Source organism: Burkholderia sp. BCC0397 (genome assembly GCF_902832865.1).
Taxonomy (GTDB): domain Bacteria; phylum Pseudomonadota; class Gammaproteobacteria; order Burkholderiales; family Burkholderiaceae; genus Burkholderia.
This window is the reverse complement of record NZ_CADFDL010000006.1, coordinates 246,611-273,049: the sequence shown is the minus strand read 5'-3', so window position 1 is coordinate 273,049 and position 26,439 is coordinate 246,611. Positions and strand designations below refer to the sequence as shown.

The 26,439-nt window shown below is 65.2% G+C and carries 22 protein-coding genes and 1 pseudogene; 18 read left to right on the top strand and 5 right to left on the bottom strand.

All coding sequences use genetic code 11. The features are described 5' to 3' along the window. Positions 1 to 29: 29 nt before the first annotated feature. Positions 30 to 758 (bottom strand): TetR/AcrR family transcriptional regulator, encoded by a 729-nt coding sequence (locus HWX03_RS20695; protein ID WP_244132731.1) that lies wholly within the window; start codon positions 756 to 758, stop codon positions 30 to 32. Positions 759 to 1,289: 531 nt separating this feature from the next. On the opposite strand from HWX03_RS20695, the gene HWX03_RS20690 reads away from it, so the two are divergent. The 7 genes from HWX03_RS20690 to HWX03_RS20660 all read left to right on the top strand — a co-directional run bounded on the left by HWX03_RS20690 (position 1,290) and on the right by HWX03_RS20660 (position 11,465). After that, positions 1,290 to 2,300, top strand: a complete 1,011-nt coding sequence (locus tag HWX03_RS20690; protein WP_347879530.1) for an efflux RND transporter periplasmic adaptor subunit — start codon at positions 1,290 to 1,292, stop codon at positions 2,298 to 2,300. Further along, entirely contained in the window at positions 2,297 to 5,464 is a 3,168-nt protein-coding gene (locus tag HWX03_RS20685; protein WP_175872491.1) for an efflux RND transporter permease subunit, read from the top strand. The genes HWX03_RS20690 and HWX03_RS20685 overlap by 4 nt, the downstream gene beginning before the upstream one ends. After that, positions 5,464 to 6,930, top strand: a complete 1,467-nt coding sequence (locus tag HWX03_RS20680; RefSeq protein ID WP_175872490.1) for an efflux transporter outer membrane subunit — start codon at positions 5,464 to 5,466, stop codon at positions 6,928 to 6,930. Before HWX03_RS20685 ends, HWX03_RS20680 begins: the two co-directional genes overlap by 1 nt. Before the next feature lie 134 nt (positions 6,931 to 7,064). After that, a complete protein-coding gene (locus tag HWX03_RS20675; RefSeq protein WP_175872489.1) occupies positions 7,065 to 8,414 on the top strand; it encodes a PqiA/YebS family transporter subunit in 1,350 nt (449 codons plus the stop codon). Between the two features lie 40 nt (positions 8,415 to 8,454). Next, positions 8,455 to 10,050 carry an MlaD family protein gene (locus HWX03_RS20670; protein ID WP_175872488.1) on the top strand — a complete coding sequence of 532 codons (1,596 nt, stop codon included), beginning with the start codon at positions 8,455 to 8,457 and terminating at the stop codon, positions 10,048 to 10,050. Further along, positions 10,047 to 10,745, top strand: a complete 699-nt coding sequence (locus HWX03_RS20665; protein ID WP_175872487.1) for a PqiC family protein — start codon at positions 10,047 to 10,049, stop codon at positions 10,743 to 10,745. The genes HWX03_RS20670 and HWX03_RS20665 overlap by 4 nt, the downstream gene beginning before the upstream one ends. A gap of 198 nt (positions 10,746 to 10,943) precedes the next feature. Further along, positions 10,944 to 11,465: a TetR family transcriptional regulator gene (locus HWX03_RS20660; protein ID WP_175872486.1), complete on the top strand. Its 522-nt coding sequence runs from the start codon at positions 10,944 to 10,946 to the stop codon at positions 11,463 to 11,465. 143 nt (positions 11,466 to 11,608) lie between these two features. On the opposite strand, the gene HWX03_RS20655 is transcribed toward HWX03_RS20660, so the two are convergent. Further along, the gene (locus HWX03_RS20655) at positions 11,609 to 12,358 is read right to left on the bottom strand and encodes a TetR/AcrR family transcriptional regulator (protein ID WP_175872485.1); all 750 of its coding nucleotides are present in this window, start codon (positions 12,356 to 12,358) and stop codon (positions 11,609 to 11,611) included. 135 nt (positions 12,359 to 12,493) lie between these two features. Between HWX03_RS20655 and HWX03_RS20650 the strand changes: the two genes are divergently transcribed. From HWX03_RS20650 to HWX03_RS20620, 7 genes are all read left to right on the top strand, one after another. Then, positions 12,494 to 12,904 (top strand): hypothetical protein, encoded by a 411-nt coding sequence (locus HWX03_RS20650; protein WP_244132705.1) that lies wholly within the window; start codon positions 12,494 to 12,496, stop codon positions 12,902 to 12,904. 12 nt (positions 12,905 to 12,916) lie between these two features. After that, positions 12,917 to 13,987, top strand: a complete 1,071-nt coding sequence (locus tag HWX03_RS20645; RefSeq protein ID WP_175872484.1) for a VOC family protein — start codon at positions 12,917 to 12,919, stop codon at positions 13,985 to 13,987. Between the two features lie 37 nt (positions 13,988 to 14,024). Next, the gene (locus HWX03_RS20640; RefSeq protein WP_175823794.1) at positions 14,025 to 14,981 is read left to right on the top strand and encodes a fumarylacetoacetate hydrolase family protein; all 957 of its coding nucleotides are present in this window, start codon (positions 14,025 to 14,027) and stop codon (positions 14,979 to 14,981) included. Continuing rightward, complete coding sequence (locus HWX03_RS20635; protein WP_175872483.1) at positions 14,978 to 16,951, top strand: acyl-CoA synthetase; 1,974 nt, start codon at positions 14,978 to 14,980, stop codon at positions 16,949 to 16,951. Before HWX03_RS20640 ends, HWX03_RS20635 begins: the two co-directional genes overlap by 4 nt. A gap of 135 nt (positions 16,952 to 17,086) precedes the next feature. Next, positions 17,087 to 17,824, top strand: coding sequence for an OmpW family outer membrane protein (locus tag HWX03_RS20630; protein ID WP_175872482.1), 738 nt, complete (start codon positions 17,087 to 17,089; stop codon positions 17,822 to 17,824). A 54-nt stretch (positions 17,825 to 17,878) separates the two neighbouring features. Beyond that, positions 17,879 to 20,857, top strand: coding sequence for a molybdopterin-dependent oxidoreductase (locus HWX03_RS20625; RefSeq protein WP_175872481.1), 2,979 nt, complete (start codon positions 17,879 to 17,881; stop codon positions 20,855 to 20,857). Positions 20,858 to 20,867: 10 nt separating this feature from the next. Further along, entirely contained in the window at positions 20,868 to 21,734 is an 867-nt protein-coding gene (locus HWX03_RS20620) for a 4Fe-4S dicluster domain-containing protein (RefSeq protein ID WP_175872480.1), read from the top strand. Positions 21,735 to 22,066: 332 nt separating this feature from the next. Here HWX03_RS20620 and HWX03_RS20615 read toward each other — a convergent pair whose 3' ends face one another. After that, the gene (locus HWX03_RS20615) at positions 22,067 to 22,465 is read right to left on the bottom strand and encodes a RidA family protein (protein ID WP_174433227.1); all 399 of its coding nucleotides are present in this window, start codon (positions 22,463 to 22,465) and stop codon (positions 22,067 to 22,069) included. A gap of 110 nt (positions 22,466 to 22,575) precedes the next feature. On the opposite strand from HWX03_RS20615, the gene HWX03_RS20610 reads away from it, so the two are divergent. Further along, positions 22,576 to 23,535 carry a LysR substrate-binding domain-containing protein gene (locus HWX03_RS20610; protein ID WP_175872479.1) on the top strand — a complete coding sequence of 320 codons (960 nt, stop codon included), beginning with the start codon at positions 22,576 to 22,578 and terminating at the stop codon, positions 23,533 to 23,535. Between the two features lie 38 nt (positions 23,536 to 23,573). Here the strand turns inward: HWX03_RS20610 and HWX03_RS20605 are convergent, their stop codons facing one another. Together HWX03_RS20605 and HWX03_RS20600 are read right to left on the bottom strand one after the other, a co-directional pair. Further along, on the bottom strand, positions 23,574 to 24,371 hold the full coding sequence (locus HWX03_RS20605) for a hypothetical protein (protein ID WP_175872315.1): 798 nt from the start codon (positions 24,369 to 24,371) through the stop codon (positions 23,574 to 23,576). A 78-nt stretch (positions 24,372 to 24,449) separates the two neighbouring features. Then, on the bottom strand, positions 24,450 to 24,626 hold the full coding sequence (locus HWX03_RS20600; protein ID WP_279612236.1) for a hypothetical protein: 177 nt from the start codon (positions 24,624 to 24,626) through the stop codon (positions 24,450 to 24,452). Between the two features lie 160 nt (positions 24,627 to 24,786). On the opposite strand from HWX03_RS20600, the gene HWX03_RS20595 reads away from it, so the two are divergent. From HWX03_RS20595 to HWX03_RS20585, 3 genes and pseudogenes are all read left to right on the top strand, one after another. Beyond that, entirely contained in the window at positions 24,787 to 25,182 is a 396-nt protein-coding gene (locus tag HWX03_RS20595) for a hypothetical protein (RefSeq protein WP_175872478.1), read from the top strand. A 60-nt stretch (positions 25,183 to 25,242) separates the two neighbouring features. Beyond that, positions 25,243 to 26,112 carry an LD-carboxypeptidase gene (locus HWX03_RS20590; protein WP_175872477.1) on the top strand — a complete coding sequence of 290 codons (870 nt, stop codon included), beginning with the start codon at positions 25,243 to 25,245 and terminating at the stop codon, positions 26,110 to 26,112. Positions 26,113 to 26,141: 29 nt separating this feature from the next. Continuing rightward, positions 26,142 to 26,426 (top strand): annotated as a pseudogene (locus HWX03_RS20585) (DDE-type integrase/transposase/recombinase); the annotation flags it as partial. Between the last annotated feature and the right edge of the window lie 13 nt (positions 26,427 to 26,439).

The following is a 26,439-nucleotide window of genomic DNA, read 5'->3' as shown; positions in this document are numbered from 1 at the left end:
CCCGGGCCTGCGTCGGCGGCAACCAACCGTCAACTGCTCTCCACAGCGGTGAAGTCGCCGGGCGGCAATGGTCGGTTCGCCACGTCCTTTGCCTCGGTGCGCGTCAGGCCGAGCGTCTGCAATACCATTGCCGCGGCCCGCTCGGGTAGCTGGCCCTCGTCTCCCACCGGCTTCCTCACCTCGCCCGCAGCCGCGTCGGCCGCGTAGCACTCTGCCGCGATCGCCGCCAGGATCGTCCCCGTCATCGCGAGCACGCTCATGAACGGATCATCGACCACGAAGCGGCGTGCCGCGATTCCGCGCTCGCTGTCCCGCCGCAAACGCCGGCCCAGCCCGTGGTCGAGCGCGCGCGCCGAAAAACCCTCCCGCATCAGAAACCGTCCCCAAAGCCGCTCGCGGCGCGCGCGCATCAGCGTGTGACGCACGCAGACGGAAACGACCTCGGCCGGATCCGATAATCCGCTCGCCAGCCGCTCGAGCCCGTCCGCGAAATCGTCGAACACCCACTCCGTCAGCGCGGCGAAGATGCCGTCCTTCGATTCGAAGTGGTAGTAAAACGAGCCGAACCCCACATCCGCCGCCTCGGTGATTTCGCTGATCGCCACGTTGTCCCTGCCCTTTGTCGCCATCAGGCTGAACGCCGCCTGCAGCAAGCGCATACGCGTCACCTGTTTGCGCCGCGCGCCGCGCGGCTGGCGCTGCTCCGCTTCGCCCGCTGACGCGTTCGCGCGGCCGCGCCGGGCCGGTGTGTCGTCCATGAGCGCGCCTCCGTTGTCCGAAAGATTCTTCTGCATGGCGCAATTCTAGATTACTCACTCATACTTGACAACGTTATCAGTTATGAGTCTAATCTCGAAAATCGCAGAACCGGTTCCGGTCCGCACCCTGGGTCCGACTCCCGCCGGCAACCTTGGCGACGTGCGGACGACCGTGCAGGTACAGGCGCGGCCATCGCAGGGGGCGAGCCGCGCCATGTTGGCAAGCGGAATGGTCTGCGCCATGAATATCGGAGTACTGATTGATCATCAGGCGCACCGTCGCGAAGACGCTCGCACACGCCTGCATGAACCGTGGCGACCCGCCGTGGTCGCCAAACTCTTTTAAGTTGACCCCTCATTTGTCTTGGAAACATCGTGAAATCACCCGGTCTTGACGCGCGGACTTCAACGCGCCCGTTTCTGACACGCATCGCACCGCCGGTTCGGCGAGCCCCGATCGCGTTCGCGTGCTGTGCGATTCTCCTCACGGCCTGCCATTCGCACGAAGCCGCTGCGCCCGAACCGCAACCCGTGGTCGCGCTGGCCGTTCATGCGGCCGACGGCGCAGCGCAGCGCGTGCTGCCCGCACAGGTTCAGGCGCGCTATTCGACGCCGCTGTCGTTTCGGGTCGGCGGCAAGATCGTCGAGCGGCGCGTGCGGATCGGCGACACCGTCAAGGCCGGCCAGACCGTTGCGACGCTCGATCCGGCGGATCTGCGCAACACGCTGCTGAACGCGCGCGCCCAGCTCGATGCCGCCGAGCATCGCGTGGCCTATGCGAAGCAGCAGTTGGATCGCGACCGGGCCCAGGCTCAGGCCAACCTGATCGCACCCGCGCAACTCGAGACGACACAGGACGCGTATGCATCGGCGGTCGCGCAACGCGATTCCGCGCTCGCGCAAATGGCGCTCGCGAGCGATCAGCTGCGCTACGCGACGCTGGTCGCGGATCACGACGGCGTCATCACGTCGGAGGATGCCGATACCGGGCAGAACGTGCAGCCCGGCCAGGCGGTGTTTCATCTGGACTGGAGCGGCGACCTCGACATCGTCTGCGACGTCGCGGAGCGCGACCTGCGCGATCTCGCGGTCGGCCGCACCGCGCACGTCAACCTGACCGCACTACCCGGCAAGGTGCTCGACGCACGCGTGCGCGAAGTCGCGGCGGCCGCCGATCCGCAGAGCCGTACCTGGCGCGTGAAGCTGACGCTGCTCGCGCCGGGGCCGGACGTGCGCTCCGGGATGACCGCCAGCATCACGTTCGACGGCGCCGCCGACACCGCTGCGGACCACGCGGTCACGCTGCCGGCCACCGCGCTCTTTCATCGCGGCGACGCGCCGGCCGTCTGGGTCGTCCGCAAGGGCAGCGACACGCTGGAGCTGCGCCCTGTGACGGTCGGACGCTACGACGAACGGACGATCACCGTCACGTCGGGTCTCGCGGGCGACGAACGCGTCGTGATGCAAGGCGTTCATACGATCAGCGCCGGCCAGCACGTGCGCGTCGTGCCGCCGCTGCATGCGGAGGACTTCGCGTCATGAATGCGCCTGAACACCGGCCGTCGACCGACGGCAACCGCGCACGAACCGGTGCGGCATCGTACGACGACGGCGGATTCAATCTCTCCGCATGGGCGCTGAAACACCAGCAACTGGTGATCTTCCTGATCGGCCTCGCGACGATCTTCGGCGTGATCGGCTATACGCGCCTCGCACAATCGGAGGATCCGCCGTTCACGTTCCGCACCATGGTGATCCAGACCTACTGGCCGGGCGCCACGGCGCGCGAGGTGCAGGAACAGGTCACCGACCGGATCGGCCGCCAGCTCCAGGCCGCGCCGTACGTCGACAACATCAAGAGTTATTCGCGGCCCGGCGAGTCGATGATCTTCTTCGCGATGAAGGATTCGGCGCCGGTCGACCAGGTGCCGGAAACCTGGTATCAGGTGCGCAAGAAGGTCGGCGATATCCGCTCGACCCTGCCGAAGGGCGTCGTCGGCCCGTTCTTCAACGACGAATTCGGCGATGTCTATACCAACGTCTATGCGCTCGAAGGCGACGGCTACTCGCCCGCGCAACTGCACGATTACGCGGACAAGCTGCGCACCGCGCTGTTGCGCGTGCCGGGCGTCGCGAAGGTCGACTACTTCGGCGACCCGGCCCAGCACGTGTTCGTCGAGATCTCGAACGCGCAGCTGACGCGGCTCGCGATCACGCCGCAGCAGCTCGCGCAGGCGATCGATGCGCAAAACGCGGTCGCGCCGGTCGGCACGATCACGACGGCGGACGATCGCGTGTTCGTGCGCCCGAGCGGCGCGTTCAAGGACACGCAGGCGCTCGCCGACATGCTGATCACGGTGAACGGCCGGACGTTCCGGCTCGGCGACGTCGCGAAGGTCACGCGCGGCTACGACGATCCGCCGGCCACGCAGATGCGAACGAACGGTCATGCGGTGCTCGGCATCGGCGTCACGATGCAAAAAGGCGGCGACGTGATCGATCTCGGCAAGGCGCTCGACGCGAAGGCAGCCGAGCTGCAGCGCGGTTTGCCGGCCGGTCTGAAGCTGGCGGCGGTATCCAGCATGCCGCATGCCGTGAAGCACTCGGTGGACGACTTCGTCGAAGCGGTCGGAGAAGCCGTCGCGATCGTGCTCGTCGTCAGCCTCGTGTCGCTCGGCCTGCGCACCGGCATGGTCGTCGTCATCACGATTCCGATCGTGCTCGCCGTGACGGCACTGTGCATGCACGCGTTCGGCATCGGCCTCGACAAGGTGTCGCTCGGCACGCTGGTGCTCGCGCTCGGGCTGCTGGTGGACGATGCGATCATCGCCGTCGAGATGATGGCGGTGAAGCTCGAGCAAGGGTGGAGCCGGACCCGCGCCGCGGCATTCGCGTACACGAGCACAGCGTTCCCGATGCTGACGGGCACGCTCGTCACGGTATCGGGCTTCCTGCCGATCGCGCTCGCGAAATCGAGCACCGGCGAATACACGCGATCGATCTTCGAGGTATCGGCGATCGCGCTGATCGTGTCGTGGTTCGCGGCCGTCGTGCTGGTGCCGCTGCTCGGCTACCACATGCTGCCCGAGCACGCGCATCGCGACGGTCACGCGCATGGCGACGCGGTGTACGACACGGGCTTCTACCGCCGGCTGTCCGGCTGGATCTCGGCTTGCATCGAGCGCCGCTGGCTGGTGCTCGGCGTCACTGCCGCGCTGTTCGCGATCGCGATGGCCGCGTTCACGCGCGTGCCGCAGCAGTTTTTCCCGAATTCGGAGCGGCCCGAACTGCTCGTCGACATGCGCTTGCCGGAAGGCGCGTCGTTCGATGCGACGCTGCGAGAAGCAAAACGGCTCGAAAAGGTGCTCGACGGCCGGCCTGAAATCGACCATGTCGTCGACTTCGTCGGCACCGGCGCGCCGCGTTTCTATCTGCCGCTCGATCAACAGCTTCAGCAGCCGAACTTCGCGCAATTCGTGATCACGGCCAAGGACGTCGAGACGCGCGACCGGCTGTCGCACTGGCTCGAAGCGACGCTCGCCAGCCGCTTCCCGACCGTGCGCACACGCGTCGCGCGGCTCGAGAACGGGCCGCCCGTCGGCTTCCCGATCAAGTTCCGGGTGAGCGGCGACGACATCGCCACCGTGCGCGGCATTGCCGAAAAAGTGGCGGACAAGGTCCGCGCCGACGCCCGCACCCGCAACGTGCAATTCGACTGGGATGAACCGGCCGAGCGGTCGGTCTCGTTCGAGATCGACCAGATCAAGGCACGCCAGCTCGGCGCGACGTCGGAAGACGTGTCGGGTTTTCTCGCGATGACGCTGTCCGGCTATACCGTCACGCAGTATCGCGAGCGCGACAAGCTCATCGACGTCGACCTGCGCGCGCCGAAGAGCGAACGCATCGATCCGTCGAAGCTCGCCGGCCTGGCGATCCCGACGCCGCACGGCCCGGTGCCGCTCGGCACGATCGGCCACGTGCGCGACACGCTCGAATACGGCGTGATCTGGGAACGCGATCGTCAGCCGACCGTCACCGTGCAGGCCGACGTGCGCGGCGAAGCGCCGAGCATCGGCGTGACGCGCGACATCGACGCCGCGCTCGCGACGGTGCGCGCGACGCTGCCGGCCGGTTACCGGATCGAGATCGGCGGTGCGGCCGAGGAAAGCGTGAAGGGCCAGACGTCGATCAATGCGCAGATGCCGCTGATGATCATCGTGGTGCTGACGCTGCTGATGATCCAGCTCAAGCGCTTCTCGCGCACCTTCATCGTCGTGCTGACGGCGCCGCTCGGCCTGATCGGCGTGGTCGCCGCGCTGCTGCTGTTCGGCAAGCCGTTCGGCTTCGTCGCGCTGCTCGGCGTGATCGCGATGTTCGGGATCATCATGCGCAACTCCGTGATCCTGGTCGACCAGATCGACCAGGACATCGCGGCCGGGCAGCCACGCTTCGCCGCGATCGTCGGCGCGACCGTGCGCCGCTTCAGGCCGATCATGCTGACCGCTGCCGCCGCCGTGTTGGCGCTGATCCCGCTGTTGCGCTCCGGCTTCTTCGGTCCGATGGCGACCGCGCTGATGGGCGGCATCACGGTCGCGACGGTCCTGACCATCTTCTTCCTGCCGGCCCTGTATGCGACGTGCTTCAAGGTGCGCCGCGACGAGAGCGAGCCGCGCGCAATGAACGTCGCGTCCTCGGAGATCTCCTGATGAAATTCCCTCTTCTCACCTCGGTGCTCGCCGTGAGCGCGGCGCTGGGCTTCAGCGGCTGCGCGATGGCGCCGAGCGGCACGCCGCCCGCGATGCCGTCGCCCGCGCACTACGGCGCCGAGCCGCAAGTGCAACAGACCGTGGCCGCGCAAGGCGTCGCGCAGCAATTCGACGTCGGCGCCGCGCCCGTTCCGCAATGGTGGCGCCTGTATCGCTCCAGCGCGCTCGACGCACTGGTCGACGAAGGCCTGCGCGCGAATCCGACACTCGCCGCGACGGAGAAAACGCTCGCCGCCGCGCAGCAGGAACTGCGTGCGCAGATCGGTGCATCGACGCTGCCGTCGCTCGATGCGAACGCACAGGTTGCCCGCACCCGCACGCCGGACATCTCCGGCACCGGCACGCAAAACCTGCGCTACAACGTATTCGTCGGACAGCTGCAGGCGCATTACACGTTCGACCTGTTCGGCGCCACGCGGTATGCGAATGCGGCGAGCGCCGCGCGTGTCGACGTGCGCGGTTGCGAACTCGAAGCGGCTCGGCGCGCGCTGGCGGCCAACATCGTCGGCACCGCGATCAGCGCAGCCGCGCTCGGCCGCCAGATCATGCTGACCGAGCGCCTGATCGCCGTCGCCGAGGCCTCCGCGCTGGAAGATCAGCAGCGTTACGCGCTCGGCGCGATGTCCCACGTGCAGGCGCTGACGACGACGCAAGCTTTCGCGACGCTTGCCGCGTCGCTGCCGCCGCTGCGCCAGCAACGCGCGAGCGCCGTTCACGCGCTCGCGATCCTGCTCGGCCGCACGCCCGACGCGCCGCCGCCGATCCCGGCTTTCGCCGGGCTGTCGCTGCCGGAACACGTGCCCGTGGCCGTGCCGTCCGACCTGCTGAAGGCGCGCCCCGACATCCGCGCGGCCGAAGCCGCCGTGCGGGCCGCGGCGGCGGACGTCGGCGAGGCGACCGCGCAGCTGTTCCCGAGCCTGTCGCTCACCGCGACGATGGGGCGCGGCGGCTTCAGCTGGCCCGCGCTGCTGTCGGGCGCGGGCGGGCTGTGGGCGATCGGCGCCGGACTGTCGCAGCCGCTCTTCCACGGCGGCGCACTGCTGGCTCACCGACGCGCCACGCGCGACTCGTACGACGCGGCGGTGCTGCAGTACAAGGCGGCGGTGCTGTCCGCGTTCGGCGACGTCGCCGATTCGCTGGCGGCGCTGGACAACGACGCGCAAGCGCTGGCCGCGAACGAACTCGCGGCACGCGCGGCGGGCGAGGCTTTCGACGAAACGGTGCAACGCCGCACGCTGGGCGCCGTGCCGATGTCCGCGCAACAGGCGAGCGAGCAGCGCTATCTGGGCGCGGAACTGGATGCGACGCGTGCCGCGAGCCGCCGGATGACGGATACGGCCGCGCTGCTGCAGGCCATGGGCGAACTGCCGCCCGACGCTCACGCGACGGTCGCTGCCCGGCAATAGTCGATGCGTGCCCGGACGCCCGGTCGCGCCGCCTTGCGGCCGCCCCGGGCGGATTCCGGGTTTCGACGCCCGATGCGTGCGTGTCGTGCGCGCCGCGGCGCCGAGCTTCCGTTACGCCACACGATGGATTCCCGATGAAACCCGACAACCTGATCGCCTGCCACGAATGCGATCTGCTGCTTCAGCGTCCGCCGCGCCTGCGCGCGCTGGTTCCACACTGCCCGCGATGCGGCGCTCGCGTGAGCGGCGCGGCGCACGGCCGCCGGACGCTCGACCGGATGTGCGCAATGGCGCTCGCCGCGCTGCTGACGTATTGCGTCGCGCAGGCCTTTCCGATCGTCGCGCTCGATGCGGCCGGCATCGCGTCGCACGCGACGCTCGGCGACGCCGTGCGCGCGCTGGGGTCGCACGGCCAGCCGGTGGTGGCGGTGCTCGTGTTCTGCACGACGATACTGTTCCCGCTGCTGGAACTAGCCGCATGGCTGTACCTGCTCGTACCGTTGCGCGCAGGACGCGTGCCCCGGCGCTTCGCGCCGATCCTGCATGGCGTTCAGCGGTTGCGGCCGTGGAGCATGGTGGAAGTGCTGATGCTCGGCGTACTGATCACGATCGTCAAGATGACGAGCCTGGCGCACGTGATCGCCGGGCCCGCACTGTTCGCGTTCGCCGGCCTCGCCGTGATGCTCGCGTTCCTGTCGTCGATCGAGCCGGCCGGCCTGTGGGATGCGCGCGACGAACTCGTCGCGCTGCATCCGGCCGGCGCAGATCACCCGAGGCCGTCCGGAGCCCGCGTGACGCAACCCGCCGCGCTCCCGGCAACCGGCGGCGGCCGATCGTCGGGCATGACGGCCCGCGCCGCGGGATTGATCGCCTGTCACCACTGCGCGCGCTTGCAGCCGGCGCATGCGGGCGGCCAGCGCTGCACGCGTTGTGGTGCGACGCTGCACGCACGGCGCCCGCGCAGCGTCGCGCGCACCGGCGCGCTGGCCGCCGCCGCCGCCCTGCTCTACATCCCGGCGAACCTGCTGCCCGTCATGCATGCGACGTCGCTCGGCCGGGCCGAGGACGACACGATCCTCGGCGGCGTCGCGTACTTCTGGATGTCGGGCGACTGGGCGCTCGCCGTCGTCGTGTTCGTCGCCAGCGTGCTCGTGCCGATGCTCAAGCTCGCGATCCTCGCGTTGCAGGCGCTGGCCGCGCATCGCGGCGCGCGATGGCGCCCGCTCGAACGCACGCGGCTCCACCGGCTGGTCGAGCGCGTGGGCCGCTGGTCGATGCTGGACGTGTTCGTCGTCGCACTGACGATCGCGCTCGTGCATTTCGGCACGTTCGCCGACATCACGCCCGGCCCCGGCGCGCTCGCGTTCGGCGCCGTGGTCGTGCTCACCATGTGCGCGTCGATGCAGTTCGATCCGCGGCTCATCTGGGACGGCACGTCCCGCACGGGCATGTCCCGCCCCGCGGCCGCCCGTCGTCCATCCTGAACGGGCGCAGGCCCGCCGATTTCTTTCGAATTCCAAAACGATGCATCCGTTCGATTTACCTCAACCCGAGATCCGGCCGCGCAGCCGCTGGATTCCGTCGCTCGTCTGGATCGTGCCGCTCGTATGCGCACTGATCGGGCTGTCGCTCGTGATCCGGACCATCGCCGCGACCGGCCCGACGATCACGGTCACATTCGCCAACGCCGAAGGGCTCGAAGCCGGCAAGACCAAGGTCCGCTTCAAGGACGTCGATATCGGCTCCGTCCAGACCATCACGCTCACGCCCGACTTCAAGCGCGTGGTCGTAGCCATTCAACTGACCCGCGACGCAGCGCGGTTCGCGAACCGCGGTACGCGCTTCTGGGTCGTTCGGCCGCGCGTCGGCGCCACCGGGATTTCCGGGCTCGGCACGCTGCTCTCCGGCGCGTACATCGGTGCGGACCTCGGCCGCTCGCCGCAGAAGGAAACCGGCTTCACCGGCCTCGAGGCGCCGCCCGTCGTCACCGCGGATCAGCAGGGCCGGCGCTATCGGCTGCACGGCGACTCGCTCGGCTCGGTCGACATCGGCTCGCCGGTGTTCTACCGGCATCTGCAGGTCGGTCAGGTCGTCGGCTTCGCGCTCGACGAGCACGGTAGCGGGGTCGACGTGCAGGTGTTCGTCAACGCCCCCTACGACAAGTACGTCGGCACCAATACGCGCTGGTGGCACGCGAGCGGCGTGGACCTGCGGCTGGACTCGAACGGCCTGAAACTGAACACGCAATCGCTCGCGACGGTGGTCGTCGGCGGTCTCGCGTTCCAGTCTCCGCCCGGGCAGACAGACGCGCCGCAGGCCGCCGACAACGCACCGTTCCGGCTCGCGCCGGACGAAGCCGACGCGATGCGCGATCCGGACGGCACGCCGCTGATGGTCGTCATGCGCTTCGACCAGTCGCTGCGCGGGCTATCCGTCGGCGCGCCGGTCGACCTGCGTGGCATCGCGCTCGGCCAGGTCACGAACATCGGCATCGAATACAACGAGCACTCGCACAATTTCAGCATGAAGGTCGCGATGGCGCTGTATCCGTCGCGACTGAGCCGGCACAGCGACACGGCGCTCCCCGCGCCGGATTCGGCCGGCGGGCATGAGCTGCTCGAGCACTTGGTGGTCCAGGGGCTGCGCGGACAGTTGCGCACCGGCAGCCTGCTGACCGGTCAGCTTTATGTCGCGCTCGACATGTTCCCGAAGGCGCCGCGCGCGAGCGTGGACGTGCGCCGCACGCCGGTGGAGCTTCCGACCGTGCCGAACACGCTCGATGAACTCCAGGTGCAGATCGCCGAAATCGCGCGCAAGCTCGACCAGGTTCCGTTCGACCGCATCGGCAACAATCTGAACGGCGCGCTGGCGCATGCGAACCAGTTGTTCGGCCATCTCGACGAGCAGGTCGTGCCGCAGGCGCGCGACACGCTGGCCGCCGCGCAACGCACGTTCGACGCGGCCGAGTCCACGTTGCGGCAGAATTCGCCGATGCAGTCCGACGTGCACGACGCGATGCAGTCGCTCACGCATACGCTCCAGTCTTTGAACACGCTCGCCGACTATCTGGAGCGTCATCCCGAAGCGCTGCTGTTCGGGAAGAAGGGAGACCGGCAATGAACGCGCGCCCGTTTCGCCGCCTTCGCATGACCGCGCGCATCGCGACGTGCGTCGCGCTGGCCGTGCTGAGCGCGTGCACGTCGCCGCCCGTGCACTTCCATACCCTGGCGGCGCCCACCGGTGCCGGCGACGATGCCGCCGCGCATCCCGCATGGCTGATCGACATCCAGGCCGTGCACGTCGCGGCGCCGGCGGACGGCAACCGGCTCGTCGTGCAGCGCGGCCCCGAGCGGGCCGACATCCTGGAGCAGGAGCGCTGGGGCGCGCCGCTCGGCGACGAAATGCGCGGCGGGCTGTCGACGCGCGTCGCGTCCGAGCTAGGCGCGATCGACGTTCACCGCGTGGCCTATCCGGACGGCACGGCCGTCTACCGGGTCGCGGTGGACATCCAGCGAATCGAATCGTGGCCGGCGTCGCACGTGCTGCTCGACGCGACCTGGAGCGTGAGCGCCGGGGCCGGGCAACGGGCACTGACGTGCCGCAGCATCGTTCGGTCCGGCGCGTCGACCGGCTACGACGCACTCGTCGATGCGCATCGCCACGCGCTCGATGCGCTCGCGCTTGAGATCGCTGCGGGAATTCGTGCGGAAGTCACGCACGCTGCACCGCCCGCCGGATGTCGCGCGGGAACACTCGACCGTCGGCGCGCGCCACCGGTCGTCGATCGCGGCGCGCCGGACCCGCTCATCGATTGAATTGGGCCCCGAAGACGCGGCCAGCCGGGTCGGGCGATCAGCTTGGCTCCGGTAGCGGCTGTGGGGCCGGTGCCCTCGCACGATCAAGTCTCATCGTTATAACAGCGGACCGACGTACCGCCCTTTCCCGTGTCGATCCGACGTTCGCGCGATGCGGTGTTGCGCCGCTTCAATCAATTTCGCCCACATGGACAACACATGACAAAACGCGCGCGCCTGACCCGCGAGCAACGCAGGCTTGACACCCGCGAACGGCTGATCGCCACCGCTCGTGCGCTATTCATCGCGAAAGGCTTTGCCGATACGAGTGTCGAACATATCGCAGAGGGCGCCGGCTACACGCGCGGCGCGTTCTACGCGCACTTCGAACACAAGCGTGAACCGTTGATCGAGATCCTTCGCCGTGACCATGATCGACTGATCAAGAGGCTTCGGCTGGCGGCGCCGAAGGGCGACGGTTGCTGCACCGTCACCGACGCCGCGGACGTCGCCGCCGGCTGGGAATGTTTCCCGCTGTGGGTCGAGGTGTATCTGTACGCCCTGCGCGATGCCGGATTCCGGCAGATCATCGACAGCATGCACACCCAACTGGCCGCGCCACCGAACGCGGCAAACGGCGCGGCGGGCCCCTCTGACCACATGTCATCGTCGGCCGAACTGGCGGCGGTGCTCGGCGTCGCGTTGTTGCGTACTGGCGCACGGCGCGACGAGCCGACGTAGTACGCCGCGATGCGCATGCCCTGCTGTCCGTCTTCGACACGCGCCGGCTGGACGGTGCCCGACAGGCTAATCGATCCAGTCAGCTGACGGGTACCGCTCGAGCACTCTGGATGGCTTGGCCGGCGCCTGCGCACCCAGTTGCGTCACTGTGCGGTCTCGGCCGCTTCCACGACCGGCAGCGGCCGGCTTGCGATCTTCTCGGCTTCCGTGCGCTTGAGCCCCAGGGTACATAGGAGCGTCGCCGCGGTGCGTTCCGGAAAATGCTCTCCGCTGAAGCCGAGTTCCTTGAGAACACCGGCCGCCGGCGCACCCGGAGCAACGAAGTTGAGCTCGGCGGCAATTGCGGTCAGCACTGTACCGCCAACTGAAAGGAAGCCGATGAATGGGTCGGCGACCACGAAGCGCTTCTCGGCGATACCGCGCTCGATGTCCCGCAGCAGGCGTTGACCCAGGCCAAGCGTCAGGACGCGCGCCGAAAAGCCCTCGCGTATCAGGAAGTGTCCCCACACCGGCTCGCGCCGCGCGCGCATCAGCGTATGTCGCACCGAGACGGAAATGATTTCCGCCGGGTCGGACAAGCCGCTGGCCACGCGATCGAGCGAATCCGCGAACTCCTCGAATACCGATTCCACGAGGGTCGCGTAGATCGCCTCCTTCGATTCGAAGTGGTTGTAGAACGAGCCAAAGCCGACGTCGGCGGCCTCGGTGATTTCATTGATGGCGACGCCTTCCATGCCCTTCTCCGCCATCAGTCCAAGCGCGGCGTCCAACAGGCGGGCACGGGTTTCTCGCTTGCGGCGCGCGCCGCGTGGCTCACGCTCTTCGGCGACCGCTGGACTGGATGCTTCCGGAGCGGAGCGTTTTGATGTCCGGCGACTCGGTGTATTCGTCATGACGTTTCCGATGCTTGTTTGTACCCGAGTATAGATTCAAATGTCTACATTGACAAAATTATCATCTATGACTTTAATGTCACCAAGGTGACTAACAAACCCTCAAGAACCGATCGAACGACGAATGGAGATACGGTGGAGACACAACTGCACACGGGCGCCCGCGCGTCCATTAACAACAACTCGCGCTCGTCGGCGGAGCGTGCGCTGCCTTTGGCGCTCGGCATACTGATTGCAGGATTCGAGGCAGTCGGCGCCACAGTGGCCAATCGGCGGACACGTCACGAAGTCGACGTCTTGATCGTCGACGAGGCTGCCGAGATACGCGTCGCCCCACGCGCGATCGCACTCGGCGACGAAGCGCTGCGGACTCCCGGCACCTGTGACGAGCAGCATCGCCTCCATGCGAAATCGACGACCGACTTCGCAATATTCACGGGCCGGCCAGTCACGTCGTGCCGCGATTCGATTGCATGCCTGCCGTTGCGCGGCAAGCCCCTCGATGCGACGGCGCCTGTCGTCGCGATTGCCATTCGATCTGCCTGAGCGTCATCCGCCATGAAACTGACCACCACCCAGCCGGCTCGCCACCCTCACCCCACGACGAAGGCATCGGCGCTCGCCTATCTGATCTTCGATCGTCCCGACATCGGCGAGGCGGAGCACTTTCTCAACGACTTCGGTCTTCGAACCGTACTGCGGGATGACACCCAAGTGCTGCTGCGCGGAACGGGCACCGCACACTTCTGTTATGTGGTTCGCCAGGCGCCGAAGGCCCGCTTCGTCGGCTTCGGATTGCGGGTCGACAGCCGAGCCGATCTGGAGGCGCTCGCCGAAGTCCCGGGCGCGTCGAAGGTCGAGGCATCGGATTGGCCCGGTGGCGGCTACCGGGTGCGGCTCACCGATCCGTCGGGTTTTCGGGTCGACGCGATTGCGGGCCAGGCACTGGCCCGCACGTTGCCGCATCGCGCTCCGCTCTCGTTCAACTCGATCGACACGCCCGTGCGGATCAACGAGACGCAGCGGCCGCCGGTGAGCGCGCCCGAGGTCATTCGGGTCGGGCACGTCGTGCTCGAGCTCGCCGATTACCAGGAAACCTGCGCGTGGTACACGCAGCATTTCGGGTTCATCCCCAGCGATGTCCAGGTGCTGCCGGACGGCTCCCCTGCGGTTGCGTTCATGCGGCTCGATCTCGGCGACAGGCCGGCCGATCACCATACGCTCGCGCTCGCCCAAGGGTTCGTGCCGACTTATAGCCATAGCGCGTACGAACTGGTCGACGCCGATGCCGTCGGCATGGGCCAGCGCATGCTCCGCGATAACGGGTGGACGCACGCGTGGGGCATCGGCCGGCACATTCTGGGCAGCCAGATCTTCGACTACTGGCAGGACCCGTGGGGCGACAAGCACGAACACTATTGCGACGGCGACCTGTTCACGGCCGATGAGCCGACGGGCGTGCACGCGGTCAGCCGCGAAGCGATGGCCCAGTGGGGCCCGACGATGCCGCGCAGCTTCACGAAGCCCCGGTTCACGCCGTCGAGCCTCGCGGCGCTGTTTCGCAACCTGCGCCGCAGTCCCGATCTGACGCTGAGCAAGCTGCTGACCCTGGCGAAGCTGTTCGCCTGATTCCCAACCGCCTATTCGACTCACGAGAGACCCATTCATGTCACTGCTTGTCCTGCACTTCCGGCATAACGGCCGCGCCCAATGGGGGGTGGTCGCCAACGGTGCCGTCACGCCGATTCCCGGCGACTTCGAGACAACCGCGCACTTTCTCGCGGCAAATCCGGTTGAACGACTCGTCACGCTCGATGGAGCGACGATTCCGGAGTCGGACGTGGAGTGGCTGCCCCCGGTGACAGCCAACCAGCAATTCGTTTGCCAGGGCGCGAATTATCGTCGGCACATGATCGAATCGGGCATGGATCCGGACGCGAAAAAGTTCAACATGATCTTCACGAAGGCGACGAGTTGCATCGTCGCCGCCGACTCACAGGTCGTGAAACCGCGGCACGTCCGGTTTCTCGACTACGAAATCGAACTCGGCCTCATCCTCAAGCGCGACATCACGTCTCACCAGCAGATCACGGACGCGAACCTGTCCGACTATGTCGCCGGCACCGTGATCGTCAACGATTATTCCGCGCGCGATGTCCAGATCCCGCAGATGCAGTTCTACAAGGGCAAGAGCTTCCGGACGTTTGGCCCGGTCGGCCCCTATCTGTGCCTGCTCGAGCGGCGCGACTTCCCGAAGCTGAAGTCGCTCGACCTGACATTGACCGTCAACGGCGCGGTGCGTCAGCGAGACTCGACAGCGAACCTCGTCTATGGTCCGGCGGAAACGTTGACCGAGTTGTCGAGCGTGCACGACCTACGCGCCGGCGACCTGCTCGCGACCGGCACGCCGGCCGGCTGCGCACTCAGCATTCCGTCGCCGCTCAAGCAGCGGGCCGTCGCGCTTTTTCCCGAATCCGTGAAGTGGAAGATGTTCATGAAGGTGCAGGCGGGGCGAGCGCAGTATCTGAAGGCCGGAGACATCGTCGAAGCCCGGATCGCGAGCCGCGACGGAACGATCGATCTGGGCGTGCAACGTAACGAGATCGTGGACGAAGCAGCATGAACGGCATCGCAACCCAGGACGACGTGCTGGCGATCGAAGCACAGGGCCTTCCGCCGGACCTCCCGGCCAGCACGTACGAGATGATCTGCGCCGGTGCGGCCCTCGATCCGTCCGCCCCCGCGCTCTCCTTTTTTCTGACCGCCGACGGGCACCGCGACGTCGAGCGCTGGACCTATCGCGAGCTGGTCCATGACATCACCCGCACGGCCAACATGTTCACGCATCTCGGCGTGAGTTCGCATTCGGTGATCGCTTACGTCCTGCCCAATCTTCCCGAAACACACTTCGTGATCTGGGGCGGGCAGGCGGCCGGCATCGTATGTGCCATCAATCCGCTGCTCGAAGGCGAAGCGATAGGCAATCTGCTCAAGGCGTCCGGCGCCAGCGTACTCGTGACGCTCGCGCCATTTCCCGGGGCCGATCTCTGGCAAAAAGTAGCGGATCTCCTTCACCAGGTCGAGCCGCTGCGGCATCTCGTGCTGGTCGATCTGGCCGATCGCGTGCCGGGCACGGCGCAGTCGGCGGCCCGCACGCTCCAGCACGACGCCGGTGCGAAGCCGTACGGCGATGGCGGTTTGCGCAGCGCGGTGCCTGCGCACATCCAGATCCACGACTTCGGTACGGCAATCGCAAGGGAATCCGGTACGGCGCTAGACAATGTGCGCCGCTTTCAACCCGGCGACATGTCCTCCTTCTTCTGTACCGGGGGAACCACCGGGTTGCCGAAAATCGCGATGCGCAGCCATGGCAACGAAGTGGCGAATGCATGGAGCGCCGGGCGGTTCTTCGGCGACAGCATCGGCCCCGGCAAAACGACTTTCTGCGGATTGCCGCTCTTTCACGTCAATGCCGCGATGGTGACCGGCCTTCTGCCTTTCTCGCGCGGCGCCCATGTCGTGCTCGGCACACCGCAGGGTTATCGGGGCGACGGTGTCGTCAAACGTTTCTGGGAAATCGTCGAGCATCATCACATCAATTTCTTCAGTGGCGTCCCGACACTTTATGCTTCGCTGCTCGATATTCCGGCCAACGATCATGTTATCGACTCGCTCGAATACGGCCTGTGCGGCGCCGCGCCGATGCCGGTCGGCGTCTTCAGGGCCTTCCAGGAAAAGACGGGCATCCGGATTCTCGAAGGCTACGGCCTGACCGAAGGAACCTGCGTGAGCAGCGTCAACCCGACGGCCGGCGAACGCCGGCTGGGATCGATCGGGCTACGCATCCCTTTCCAGGCGATGAAAGCAGTCGTCGTGGACAACGCGGGACGGTATCTGCGCGATTGCGCAGCTGACGAGGCGGGGCTGCTCGTCATCTCCGGGCCGAACGTTTTCACCGGCTACACGCGTGCCGATCAGAACGAGGCCCTGTGGCTCGATCTCGGCGACGGCAAGCGCTGGCTCAACACCGGCGACCTCGGCCGCTGCGACGTCAACGGTTACTTTTGGCTGACCGGCCGCAGGAAGGATTTGATCATCCGCGGTGGACACAATATCGACCCGGCAACGATCGAGGAACCGCTGCATCGACATCCGGCGGTCCAGATTGCCGCGGCAATCGGGCGTCCCGATGCATATGCCGGCGAGTTGCCGGTCGCGTATGTTCAGCTCAAGCCCGGTATGACCGCTACCGAGCGCGATCTGGAAGTGTTCATGCAGCAGGAGATCGCCGAACGCGCCGCCCTGCCCAAGCATGTTCGAATCGTCGCAGCGATCCCGCTCACGGGCGTCGGCAAGATATTCAAACCGGAACTCAAGCGCCGCGAGACGGTTGACGCGCTCCGCGCGGCATTGGACCAGGGTGGAGCCCCCGGAGCATCAGTCAACGTCACGACCAATGATTCGGGCGGAATGTCGATCCTGGTCGAGCTGAGCGATCCCGGGCTCGAGACTGCGGCGCGCTTCGTGCTCGGGCGTTTTCCGTTTGCATTCTCGATTTCGATCGGCGCGAGGTCGATACGGTTACCTGACTGACAACGACGGAACCGCGGCGATGGAGGAGCACGGCTAGCCGGGAAAACAAAAACTTTGAAATCGGCTCGCCGCACTCAATAAGGTATCCAAATTAGTTTTTACTCGTGAATCGGATCGAGACAGAGGAGACAAAAGATGAATTTCACGCGAACGATGCGTTTCGCAGGCGTGGCGGTTTGTATCTGCTCGGCTGCACTTGCCGATAGTGCATGTGCACAGACGGCCGGAAGCATCACCACATCGGTGGGATGGCTACACATCTCGCCACAGGGCGACGCAACACCGCTGACCGTGCAAAGTGTTGGCGGCGTAACGGTGAATCAGCAACTGGCCGGTACCGGGGCGCATGCCAGCTCGACGGATACGATGGGCATCACCACCGAGTACTACGTCACCGACAACGTGGGTGTCGCCATGCTTTTCGGACTGCCACTGAAAGTCAATCTGATTGGCGATGGGACGTTACAGAAGTACGGCACCCTCGGCACGACCAGGCCGATGCCGCCCGCCCTCGAACTTCGATATCACCTGTTTTCAGCCGCATCGAAATTCCGTCCATACGCAGGACTTGGCGTGAACTATACGTGGTTCACTCAGGTTCGAGCGACCAACCGCCAGTTTGTCTCCGATAGCTTCGGGCCGGGCGGCTCGGTGCACGCGACCCTCAGCTCATCGTGGAACCCCGTATTCGAGCTGGGGGCAAGTTACGCGATTACACAACACTGGTCTGTCGGCACCTCCGTCAACTACATGCCGGTGAAGACCCGCCTCACGTTATACGGACAGACCGCCACTGGAACGCAGATCGTTTCCAGATCGACGCTCCGGCTCCATCCCGTTAGCGTTTTCTTGAACGCCGCCTATACGTTCTAGCGGGTGCGCCCGGATGCCAGCGCCCCGCATCAACGCAACACACTGGATCGAACGATGAAACGACAGTCTCTCAAGACCATTCTCTTTGCCTTGCCCAAGGTTCTGGACCTGACGGCACGCCGCTTCCCCGCTTATCGTGATCGCCTCAAGGAGCGCAATCTCGTCGCGTGGATCGGGCTCATGGATCAAAGCATCGGTCGCGCCATCGAGTTCAAGAATGGCCGTATTCGGTCGCGCGCCGGCAAGCATCCGCGGCCCGACGTGCGCATGGCCTTCAAGGATGTCGCCACCGCCCTGAAGTTCCTTTCCCCCAGCCCGGACCAGGGCGAAATCGTCCACGCCGCCAAGAACTTCAAGGTGGTCACCGAGGGCGAGGACGACCTGTTGGTCTGGCTCATGCAAACCCTGAGCATGATGCGCACCGTCGGCCTGCCGATGGGCACGCCCATGCGCGACGGCACCCGACGCTACACCACCTGTACCAATGGCGGGCCCCTGTTCGTCTACGTCAAGGATGGCCGCATCGTCCGCGTGACCCCCATCGACCTGGATGATACGGATGCGCCAAGTTGGGTGATCGAGGCACGTGGGCGCCGCTTCAGCCCGCCACGGCGGGGATTGGTCGCCCCCCACGCGTTGACGCTCAAGTCGCTGGTCTACTCCGACAAGCGGATCCTTCACCCGATGAAGCGCGTCGACTTCGACCCCGACGGCGAGCGCAATCCGCAGAACCGCGGCAAGTCCGGCTATGTGCGTATCAGCTGGGATGAAGCCCTGGACATCGTCGCCAAGGAGATCAACCGGCAGAAGCGCGTTCACGGTCCCGGCTCCATCACTTTCCCGATGTCGTCCCACCACCAATGGGGCAACGTGGGCTACTACCTCAGCGCGCTGACGCGCTTCGCCAACCTGATCGGCTTCACCCGTGTCGCCGCGAATCCGGACAGCTGGGAAGGCTGGTACTGGGGCGCCATGCATCATTTCGGCAACTCGATGCGCGTCGGCGTGCCCGCCGGCTATGGCGGCCTGGAGGATGGTCTCAAGGAAGCCGACATGATCGTCTTCTGGTCCTGCGACCCCGAAAGCACCAACGGAGCCTACGCAGGATTCGAGGGAACGCCACGCCGCCTGTGGGCCAAGGAGCTTGGCATCGAGTTTGTTCACATCGACCCGCACTGCAATCCCACCGCCCAGCTGCTGGGCGGCCGCTGGATTCCGATCCGGCCGCAAACCGATGCCGCCCTCGCTGCCGCCATCATGTACGTATGGACCGTGGAGAACTTGTACGACAAGGACTACGTCGCGACGCGCACGACCGGATTCGACGACTGGAAGGCCTATCTTCTGGGTGAAACCGACGGTACGCCCAAGACTCCCGAGTGGCAGGAGAGCGAGACCGGCGTGCCGGCCAAGGACGTCCGCGCACTGGCGCGCCTATGGGGAAAGAAAAAGGTTCATCTCGCCGTCGGGATGACCGGCGCGGGATTCGGCGGCGCGGGCCGCGGGGCGACCGGCGCGCAATGGGCGCGCTGCATGATCATGATGATGGCCATGCAGGGCTGGGGCAAGCCGGGCGTGAATTTCGGCTGTCTCGAAATCGGCGTCCCGCACGATCTCCAGTTCTACTTCCCGGGCTACGCGGACGGCGGCATTTCGGGCGACCTGGCGTGGACGGCCAATGCGGTGGACAACTATCAGCGCATGCCACACATTCTGACCATGAATCCGGTCAAGCAGATGGTGCCGCGACAGCAGATGCCCGATGCGATTCTCAACGGCCACGCCACCGGCTATCTCTGGGACGGCATGTCCCAGGAAGCCCAGTTTGCGCCGTTCACCTACCCGATGCCCGGCTATTCGCCGATCCACATGATCTATCGCTACGGCGGATCCGCGTTCAGTACCGTGACGAATTCCGGACGCTGGACGGAGGCCTACCGGCACTCGAGCATCGAGTTCGTCGTCAATCAGTCAATCTGGATGGAGGGCGAGGCCCAGTTCGCCGACATCATCCTGCCCGCATGCACTTCGCTGGAGCGTTGGGACATTGGGGAATGGGCGAATTCGGGTGGCTACGCCCACCATGGGTATGGCACGGTCAACCATCGCATGCTGACGCTGCAGCACAAGTGCATCGAGCCTTTGGGCGAGTCCCGCTCCGACTACGACATTTTCACCGCCATCCTGACCCGGTTGGGCCTGGGTGGCGTGTTCACCGAAGGCTGTGGCGATCTTGACTGGGTCAAGCGCGTCTTCGACTCGTCGGATCTGCCCGATCACATTTCGTGGCGCGAATTCTGCCGCAAGGGCTACTTCGTCGTGCCGCCAGAAAAGCCCGAGCTGCGGCATCCCGTGGACATGCGTTGGTACGCGGACGGCAGGAAGAAGGATCTGCCCGAACCCCATCCGCTGCCCTCGCAGTTCTCGGAAAAGTTCGGCGAGGGCCTGCAGACGCCGAGCGGCAAGCTGGAGTTCGTGCCCGAGTTGCTGAAGCGGCACACTGCGGACAACCCCGAGCGGCCACCGCTCAACCGATATATCCCCTCCTGGGAGGGCCTGCGCTCGGACCTGGCTCAGCGCTACCCGCTGCAGTTGATCGCCACCCACAGCCGCTACAGCTTTCATACCCATTGCGACGGCAAGAATTCCGCGGTGAACAGCGTCGAGGATCATCGTGCCCTGATCGCGGGGCACCGGTTCTGGCTGCTGAGGCTCAATCCGGCTGACGCCGCCATTCGACGCATTGCCCATCGCGATCTCGTCAAAGTGCACAACGAACGCGGCGCCGTGATCTGCGCGGCCGATGTCTCGCCGCTGGTGAACGCTGGCGTAGTGAAATCCTACGAAGCTAGCGCTGAATTTCAGCTGATCGAAATCGACGGCGAGCAAGTCGAGATTGGCGGTTGCATGAACATGCTGACCCCGGACCGGCCGCAGACCTCCGGCACCAGCAGCATGAGCCCGAATTCCTGCCTGGTGCAGGTCGAGAAATGGCGCGGTGCCGAGGCGTTCATGCTCGGTCGCGCAGCGTGAGGAATTTCAAATGAGCAAGTGGAACCTGATTATCAAAGTCGGGCGTTGCGAGAACTGCCAGAACTGCGTGATCGCAGCGCGGGACGAGCACGTCGGCAACGACTTCCCCGGTTACGCCGCACCCGCCGCGGCCGACGCCGAGAGCCCCATCCGCATCCTGCGTCGTGTCCAGGGCGCTTCGCATATGGTCGAGACCACTTATCTGCCGGTCATGTGCAACCACTGCGACGACGCACCCTGCATGCGCGTGGGCGGCAGCGCCATTCGCAAGCGTGCCGACGGCATCGTCATCATCGATCCGGACAAGGCGCGAGGCCGAAAGGACATCGTCAAGGCCTGTCCTTACAAGGCGATCGTCTGGAACGAAGCGCTGCAACTGCCCCAGATCTGGATCTTCGATGCGCATTTGCTCGACCAGGGTTGGCCCCGCCCGCGTTGTCAGCAGTCGTGCCCCACCGATGTCTTCGAGACGGTCAAGCTCGATGACGCAGCGATGGCCGAGAAGGCCCGACGCGAAGGACTCAAGGTATTGCGACCCAACCTGAGCACGAAGCCCCGCGTGTGGTATGCCGGCCTTGAGCGCTGGGAAACGTGCTTCGTCGGCGGAAGTGTCAGTGTCCAGGCAGGAGACGGAGTCGAGTGTGTCACGGATGCGGCCGTCGCCTTGTACGTCGGTAATCAGCAGGTCGCCGAAACCGTCTCGGACGGCTTCGGCGATTTCCGGTTCGACGGCCTGGCCAAGGGCAGCGGCCCCTACAGAGTCAACATCCGACATGCACTCGGCAACGCCTGGCGCGAGTGCGAATTGGGCGACAGCGCCTACCTGGGCGAGATCAGGCTCAGTCAGTCGACAAACGCCGTGGCGATCGAGTGCTGACGATCCGAGCAAGGCTGGCCGCTGCGGCAATCGCACCGATCTCCGTAGCACCGCCTTGTCGTTTCATCAGAACTTCGCCAACCACAACCAGACGGCCCACATCATCACGGACTCTGCAAGTTCGGGTACCGCTGGCCCCACTGTATCGTATAGTCAGCAAGTCATTGATTACGTTTATTATTAAATTGGGGCCCAAGCGAAAGACGCCGCCAAGCTGAGGTGGATCTAACCGGAAAATTGCACGGAAATCCAAGGGCCCCCTTGGACCTCGGTAAGCTGACCGGCCGCCGGTTTTCCGGCGCCGACGACGCCTCAGCGCACGGCCAACGCTTCTACGACGCCGCATCCGATACGACCGCGATCGCTTCCACCTCGATCAGCGCGTCCGGCGAATACAGGGCCGAGACTTCGACAAGACTTTCCGCCGGATACGGTGCGGAAAACCATTCGCGACGCACGTCGACCATTCTGTCGAGGTACGACATCGACTTCAGGAAGATCGTCGTCTTGACGACTTGATTCATTCCCGAACCGGCCGCTTTCAACGCACGTTCCAGGTTGCCGAACGCGCGTCGGGCCTGACGATCGAAGTCGCCGGGCCCTTCGATTTCACCGTCATCACCGATGGCCGGCTGCCCTGAAACGAAGACGAAACCGCCCGCCCGAATTGCTTGAGATAATGCAAACGGCGCATAGGGATCGGGATTCGTGTGCACCTGTTCGATTTTCATGGAAGGCTCTCCGTCGAGTTCCGGGTGATTGTCAAGGATCGGAGTATCGGGGGAGCTTTCGAGCGCAACAAATGGTCAATTCTCACCTTACAGATGAGCTTTTCTAATCCATGCGCAAACTGCCTCCGTTGAGCGCGCTACGTGCATTCGAAGCCGCGGCGCGGCGCGCCGGCTTCAAAGCGGCGGCTGAAGAACTCAATGTCACCCCTACCGCCATCAGCCACCAGATACGTCAACTCGAGGAATGGCTCGACGTCAAACTGTTCGAGCGCCAGACACGCGGAGTCCGCTTGACGGAAAACGGCAAGGCGCTGTTCCCGGCGCTTCGTGACGGCTTCGACAGCTTCGAGCGCGCAATCGAGGCAGCGCGAAACGTCGACGAAACCAAGGTCGCAACGCTCACGTCCACGGTGGCATTCACCGCAAAATGCCTCGCCGCTCGAGCAGGCGGATTTCGTGCCGCGTATCCCGATTGGACCCTGCGGCTCGATGCCACCAATGCCATCGTGGACCTCGACCAGTCCGCGCATGCATCGATCCGTTACGGTTCGGGCTACTATCCCGGGCTCATGTCGGAACCGCTTTTCAGGGACCGTTTTACCCCGGTGTGTCGTCCGCATTTGTCGATCGCACACGAGAAAGACCTGCAGCGCGCGACGCTGATTCACTTCGATTGGGGTCCCGCCGTTCGCGACGATCAACGAGCGATTACATGGGCGCGCTGGCTGGAAGCAGCCCAAATACGCGGCACCGATCCGAACGAAGGCCTCCGGTTCAACGACGAAGTCCATGCGATGCAGGCGACCCTTGCCGGACAGGGAATCGGCCTGATAAGCCTGGCCCTGGTCTCCGACGAATTGGCCAACGGCACCTTGGTACAGCCGTTCGACCTGGCGCTGGATAGCTTCCAGTACGATCTCGTTTATAGCCCTCGCTCCGCGACGAGACAGGCAACCGAAATATTGCGAGACTGGGTGCTTCGGGAATTTGCCGGGCATTGCTGTGCAGAAACCGCCAAAACAAATGCGAGCGCGCTGCCCACTCAGGCACCCGCCTTCGATACGACGTAACCGTTATCGAGAGATCGTCCCCCGTCGAGCGCCCTGCCTCAGCACGGAACCCGACCGCCCACACCATTACCCATCATCGTGCACCAGCGCTGCGTGTCTTGTTGCGGTGACGGATACGGCAAGCCGGTCCGCGGATTGATCGAGTCCAGCGGATTCGGTCCCGGGGGATGGTTTGCCGCGTGCATCGCGGCGTTCTCCGCCATCTGTTTCGCGGTCGCCGCGTTCTGTCGAGCCAGGTCCGCCTTCTGCGCGTCGTCCACCTTCTTCGTCAGGGTCACCAGCCGCGCGAACTGCGGATCGCGAACATCCTGCAATGGCGGCAAAGGCGGCGCGAACGGCATGAAAAGCAGCGGCCCGTCATATCTCGGCACCGCTAGTTTTGACGGCTTGCCGAAATCCGCGGCCATGCTGATCTCCCACATGCCGGCGTTCATGCCGAGCGCGTGTTCGTAGCGTCGGTTCACGTCCGCCACGCTGAGCGGCCCGGACGGCGCGGGCAACGGTTGCAGGGATGGCGGCAGCGTCTGCCGGGCGGCAGGATAGATTGCGCGAACCCAGCTCACCGCGGCGACCGAGTATTGATAGAGAAGCGCGTCGTACTTTTCCAGCACTTGCGCTCGACTATAGTTGCCGGGATTCTGGAAAACGGGCTTGTACGCCGCGAGGCTGTCGATGTACCGCATGTTCGCATTTCGCTGCTCCGCAACGAACTGCTGCTGAGGGTCGACCGGCGCAGATGAAGACAGCGCAGCACAGCCGGATAGCAGGCTGACGACGAATGCAACGCCGGCCGTCGTTCGGGAGGCTGACCGGATGGGACGCAAGATGTTGGGCATCGGAAACGCTGTGGAGACTTGACGGGTTTTGATGAATCGGCGCGCGGCCGACAACGGCCGGCATGCGCGACACTCGCCCTATTCTGCCCCGCTCCATGACGCGCCCGGTGGAATTGCGTCTGATCCTGGTGGATTCCAGTCTCGGGATTTCGTCCGGCGACAGCGGCCCCGGACATCCGCCCACATCCTCACCAGGTTGTGACAAACCGCCGTCGACTGCAGCAACGGCTCGCCATCCGCGTCCTGTTGCGTCAATCGCTGAATCGCGATTGAACACGCTGCTTAGGGCGGCATTGCCGCACGTTTCCTGGTCAGCTACGCAGGGCCGGACGGCGATCGTTGCGAACAACTGCGCATCGACGGCACTCGCCTGACCGGGCGCGGCTTCGCTCTCGACTGGGAGCCGGCGTCACTCGTGGCGGCGCTGCGCGCGCGAGTTCTGTGCCCGGGCTTGTTCCCGGTATTCGCATCGATCGCGTTCGCAAACCAGTTTCAGTGCTTCGGCAGCTTCAACCAGGTTCAGTATCTGACGCAGATGAAGCGTGTGCTGTCGTCGTTTCGCGGATTCGACAGCGATGCAATCGCTGCGGTACCGACCGACGCGTTGACGCTGGGAAGGGCCCGCAACGCGGACGGCTCCGAGGTGCATCCGCTCGACGTGCTGCTTGGTTCGTCGATCGAATGGGATCCGCATCGATCGGTCGGCGATTTTGCATCGACTGTGATTCTCAAGCGGCGCTGGAAGCGAATCGGATTCGCGGACGACGGAGAATGGCATCTCCCCGCGTTCAATGTCGCCTCGCAAGTGTGAGCGGCTCGCGAGTGGTATCAGGTATATTCAGCGGGTTCTTATCCTCTCAGCATCCATTCAATGGAATCAAGACGCAAGACAGTGGGCGTCGTCGCGCCCGCAGGTGTGCCTGATCCGCAAGGAATCGAGCGCGGCATCGCGCTCGTCGAAAGCTGGGGCTTCAAGGTCACGACGAGCGCACATCTCGGCAGCCGGTACCGCTATTTCGCCGGTACCGCCGAGGAGCGCGCGGACGATCTGCGGCACGCCTTGATGGATCCGTCAATCGATATCGTCTGGCTCGCGCGAGGGGGATTCGGTTGCGCGCATCTGCTCGAGCACCTGCCCGACGAGATCGCGACGCCGAAGACGATCGTCGGTTTTTCCGACGCGACGTCGCTATTCTGCGCGCTTGCGGACCGACCCGGCGTGCGCTTGTTGCATGGTCCGACATTCCACAGCCTGGCGACCAAGGTCGACGACGCGACGCGTGCCGACATGCGCGCCGTGCTGACCGGTGGCAAACGCGCCCCGCTGAGCCTGCGGCATTTGTCCGGCGCCCCTGGTGCGGTGCGGGGACGTCTGTGCGGCGGCAACGTGACGGTGCTCGCGAGCGTCGCGGGTACACGCTGGTCGCTTCGCTCACGCGACGCGATCGTACTGCTGGAGGACGTGACGGAATTCGGCTACCGGCTCGACCGCAGCCTGACGCAACTGCGTCTGAGCGGCGCGTTCGACGGGGCCCGCGCGTTCGTGCTCGGGCAATTCACGCGCTGCCCGATCCCGGACGGCGCGGATTTCACGCTCGAGCAGATGCTTGTCGACGTGCTGGGCGGCTTCGGCCTGCCGATCTACTCGGGTCTGCCGATCGGACATGAACACCGCAACATCACTTGGCAATACGGCAACCAGGCTGCCATCGAGAACAGCGCGATCCGGTTCGTCGCGTAACGTCGAATCTAGAACGTGTTCAAAAGAAGACGATCGACAAGCGCGGCGCGAATCTGGCCGCCTTGAAAGACATCAACGCCGAACGCGAGGAGCCGATCAAGGTTCGTCAAAGTAAGTACCTGCACAACATCGTCGAGCAGGACCACCGAGCGATCAAACGCCGAACTCGCCCGATGATGGGCTTCAAGAATTTTCGATGTGCGAGGATAGTGCTCGGCGGCATCGAAGTAATGCATATGATCCGAAAAGGGCAAATGAAGTCGACTCGCAAGAATCAGACAGCTGCAGAGCAACTCTATTCGTTGGCGTTCTAAGGAATCCTGGGGA

Coding starts and splice junctions, on each gene's coding strand:
- HWX03_RS20675 (WP_175872489.1), top strand. CDS start 7,065: ATGAAACCCGACAACCTGATCGCCTGCCACGAATGCGATCTGCTGCTT.
- HWX03_RS20590 (WP_175872477.1), top strand. CDS start 25,243: ATGGAATCAAGACGCAAGACAGTGGGCGTCGTCGCGCCCGCAGGTGTG.
- HWX03_RS20640 (WP_175823794.1), top strand. CDS start 14,025: ATGTCACTGCTTGTCCTGCACTTCCGGCATAACGGCCGCGCCCAATGG.
- HWX03_RS20635 (WP_175872483.1), top strand. CDS start 14,978: ATGAACGGCATCGCAACCCAGGACGACGTGCTGGCGATCGAAGCACAG.
- HWX03_RS20620 (WP_175872480.1), top strand. CDS start 20,868: ATGAGCAAGTGGAACCTGATTATCAAAGTCGGGCGTTGCGAGAACTGC.
- HWX03_RS20660 (WP_175872486.1), top strand. CDS start 10,944: ATGACAAAACGCGCGCGCCTGACCCGCGAGCAACGCAGGCTTGACACC.
- HWX03_RS20630 (WP_175872482.1), top strand. CDS start 17,087: ATGAATTTCACGCGAACGATGCGTTTCGCAGGCGTGGCGGTTTGTATC.
- HWX03_RS20670 (WP_175872488.1), top strand. CDS start 8,455: ATGCATCCGTTCGATTTACCTCAACCCGAGATCCGGCCGCGCAGCCGC.
- HWX03_RS20665 (WP_175872487.1), top strand. CDS start 10,047: ATGAACGCGCGCCCGTTTCGCCGCCTTCGCATGACCGCGCGCATCGCG.
- HWX03_RS20645 (WP_175872484.1), top strand. CDS start 12,917: ATGAAACTGACCACCACCCAGCCGGCTCGCCACCCTCACCCCACGACG.
- HWX03_RS20605 (WP_175872315.1), bottom strand. CDS start 24,371: ATGCCCAACATCTTGCGTCCCATCCGGTCAGCCTCCCGAACGACGGCC.
- HWX03_RS20695 (WP_244132731.1), bottom strand. CDS start 758: ATGGACGACACACCGGCCCGGCGCGGCCGCGCGAACGCGTCAGCGGGC.
- HWX03_RS20685 (WP_175872491.1), top strand. CDS start 2,297: ATGAATGCGCCTGAACACCGGCCGTCGACCGACGGCAACCGCGCACGA.
- HWX03_RS20615 (WP_174433227.1), bottom strand. CDS start 22,465: ATGAAAATCGAACAGGTGCACACGAATCCCGATCCCTATGCGCCGTTT.
- HWX03_RS20610 (WP_175872479.1), top strand. CDS start 22,576: ATGCGCAAACTGCCTCCGTTGAGCGCGCTACGTGCATTCGAAGCCGCG.
- HWX03_RS20625 (WP_175872481.1), top strand. CDS start 17,879: ATGAAACGACAGTCTCTCAAGACCATTCTCTTTGCCTTGCCCAAGGTT.
- HWX03_RS20680 (WP_175872490.1), top strand. CDS start 5,464: ATGAAATTCCCTCTTCTCACCTCGGTGCTCGCCGTGAGCGCGGCGCTG.
- HWX03_RS20655 (WP_175872485.1), bottom strand. CDS start 12,358: ATGACGAATACACCGAGTCGCCGGACATCAAAACGCTCCGCTCCGGAA.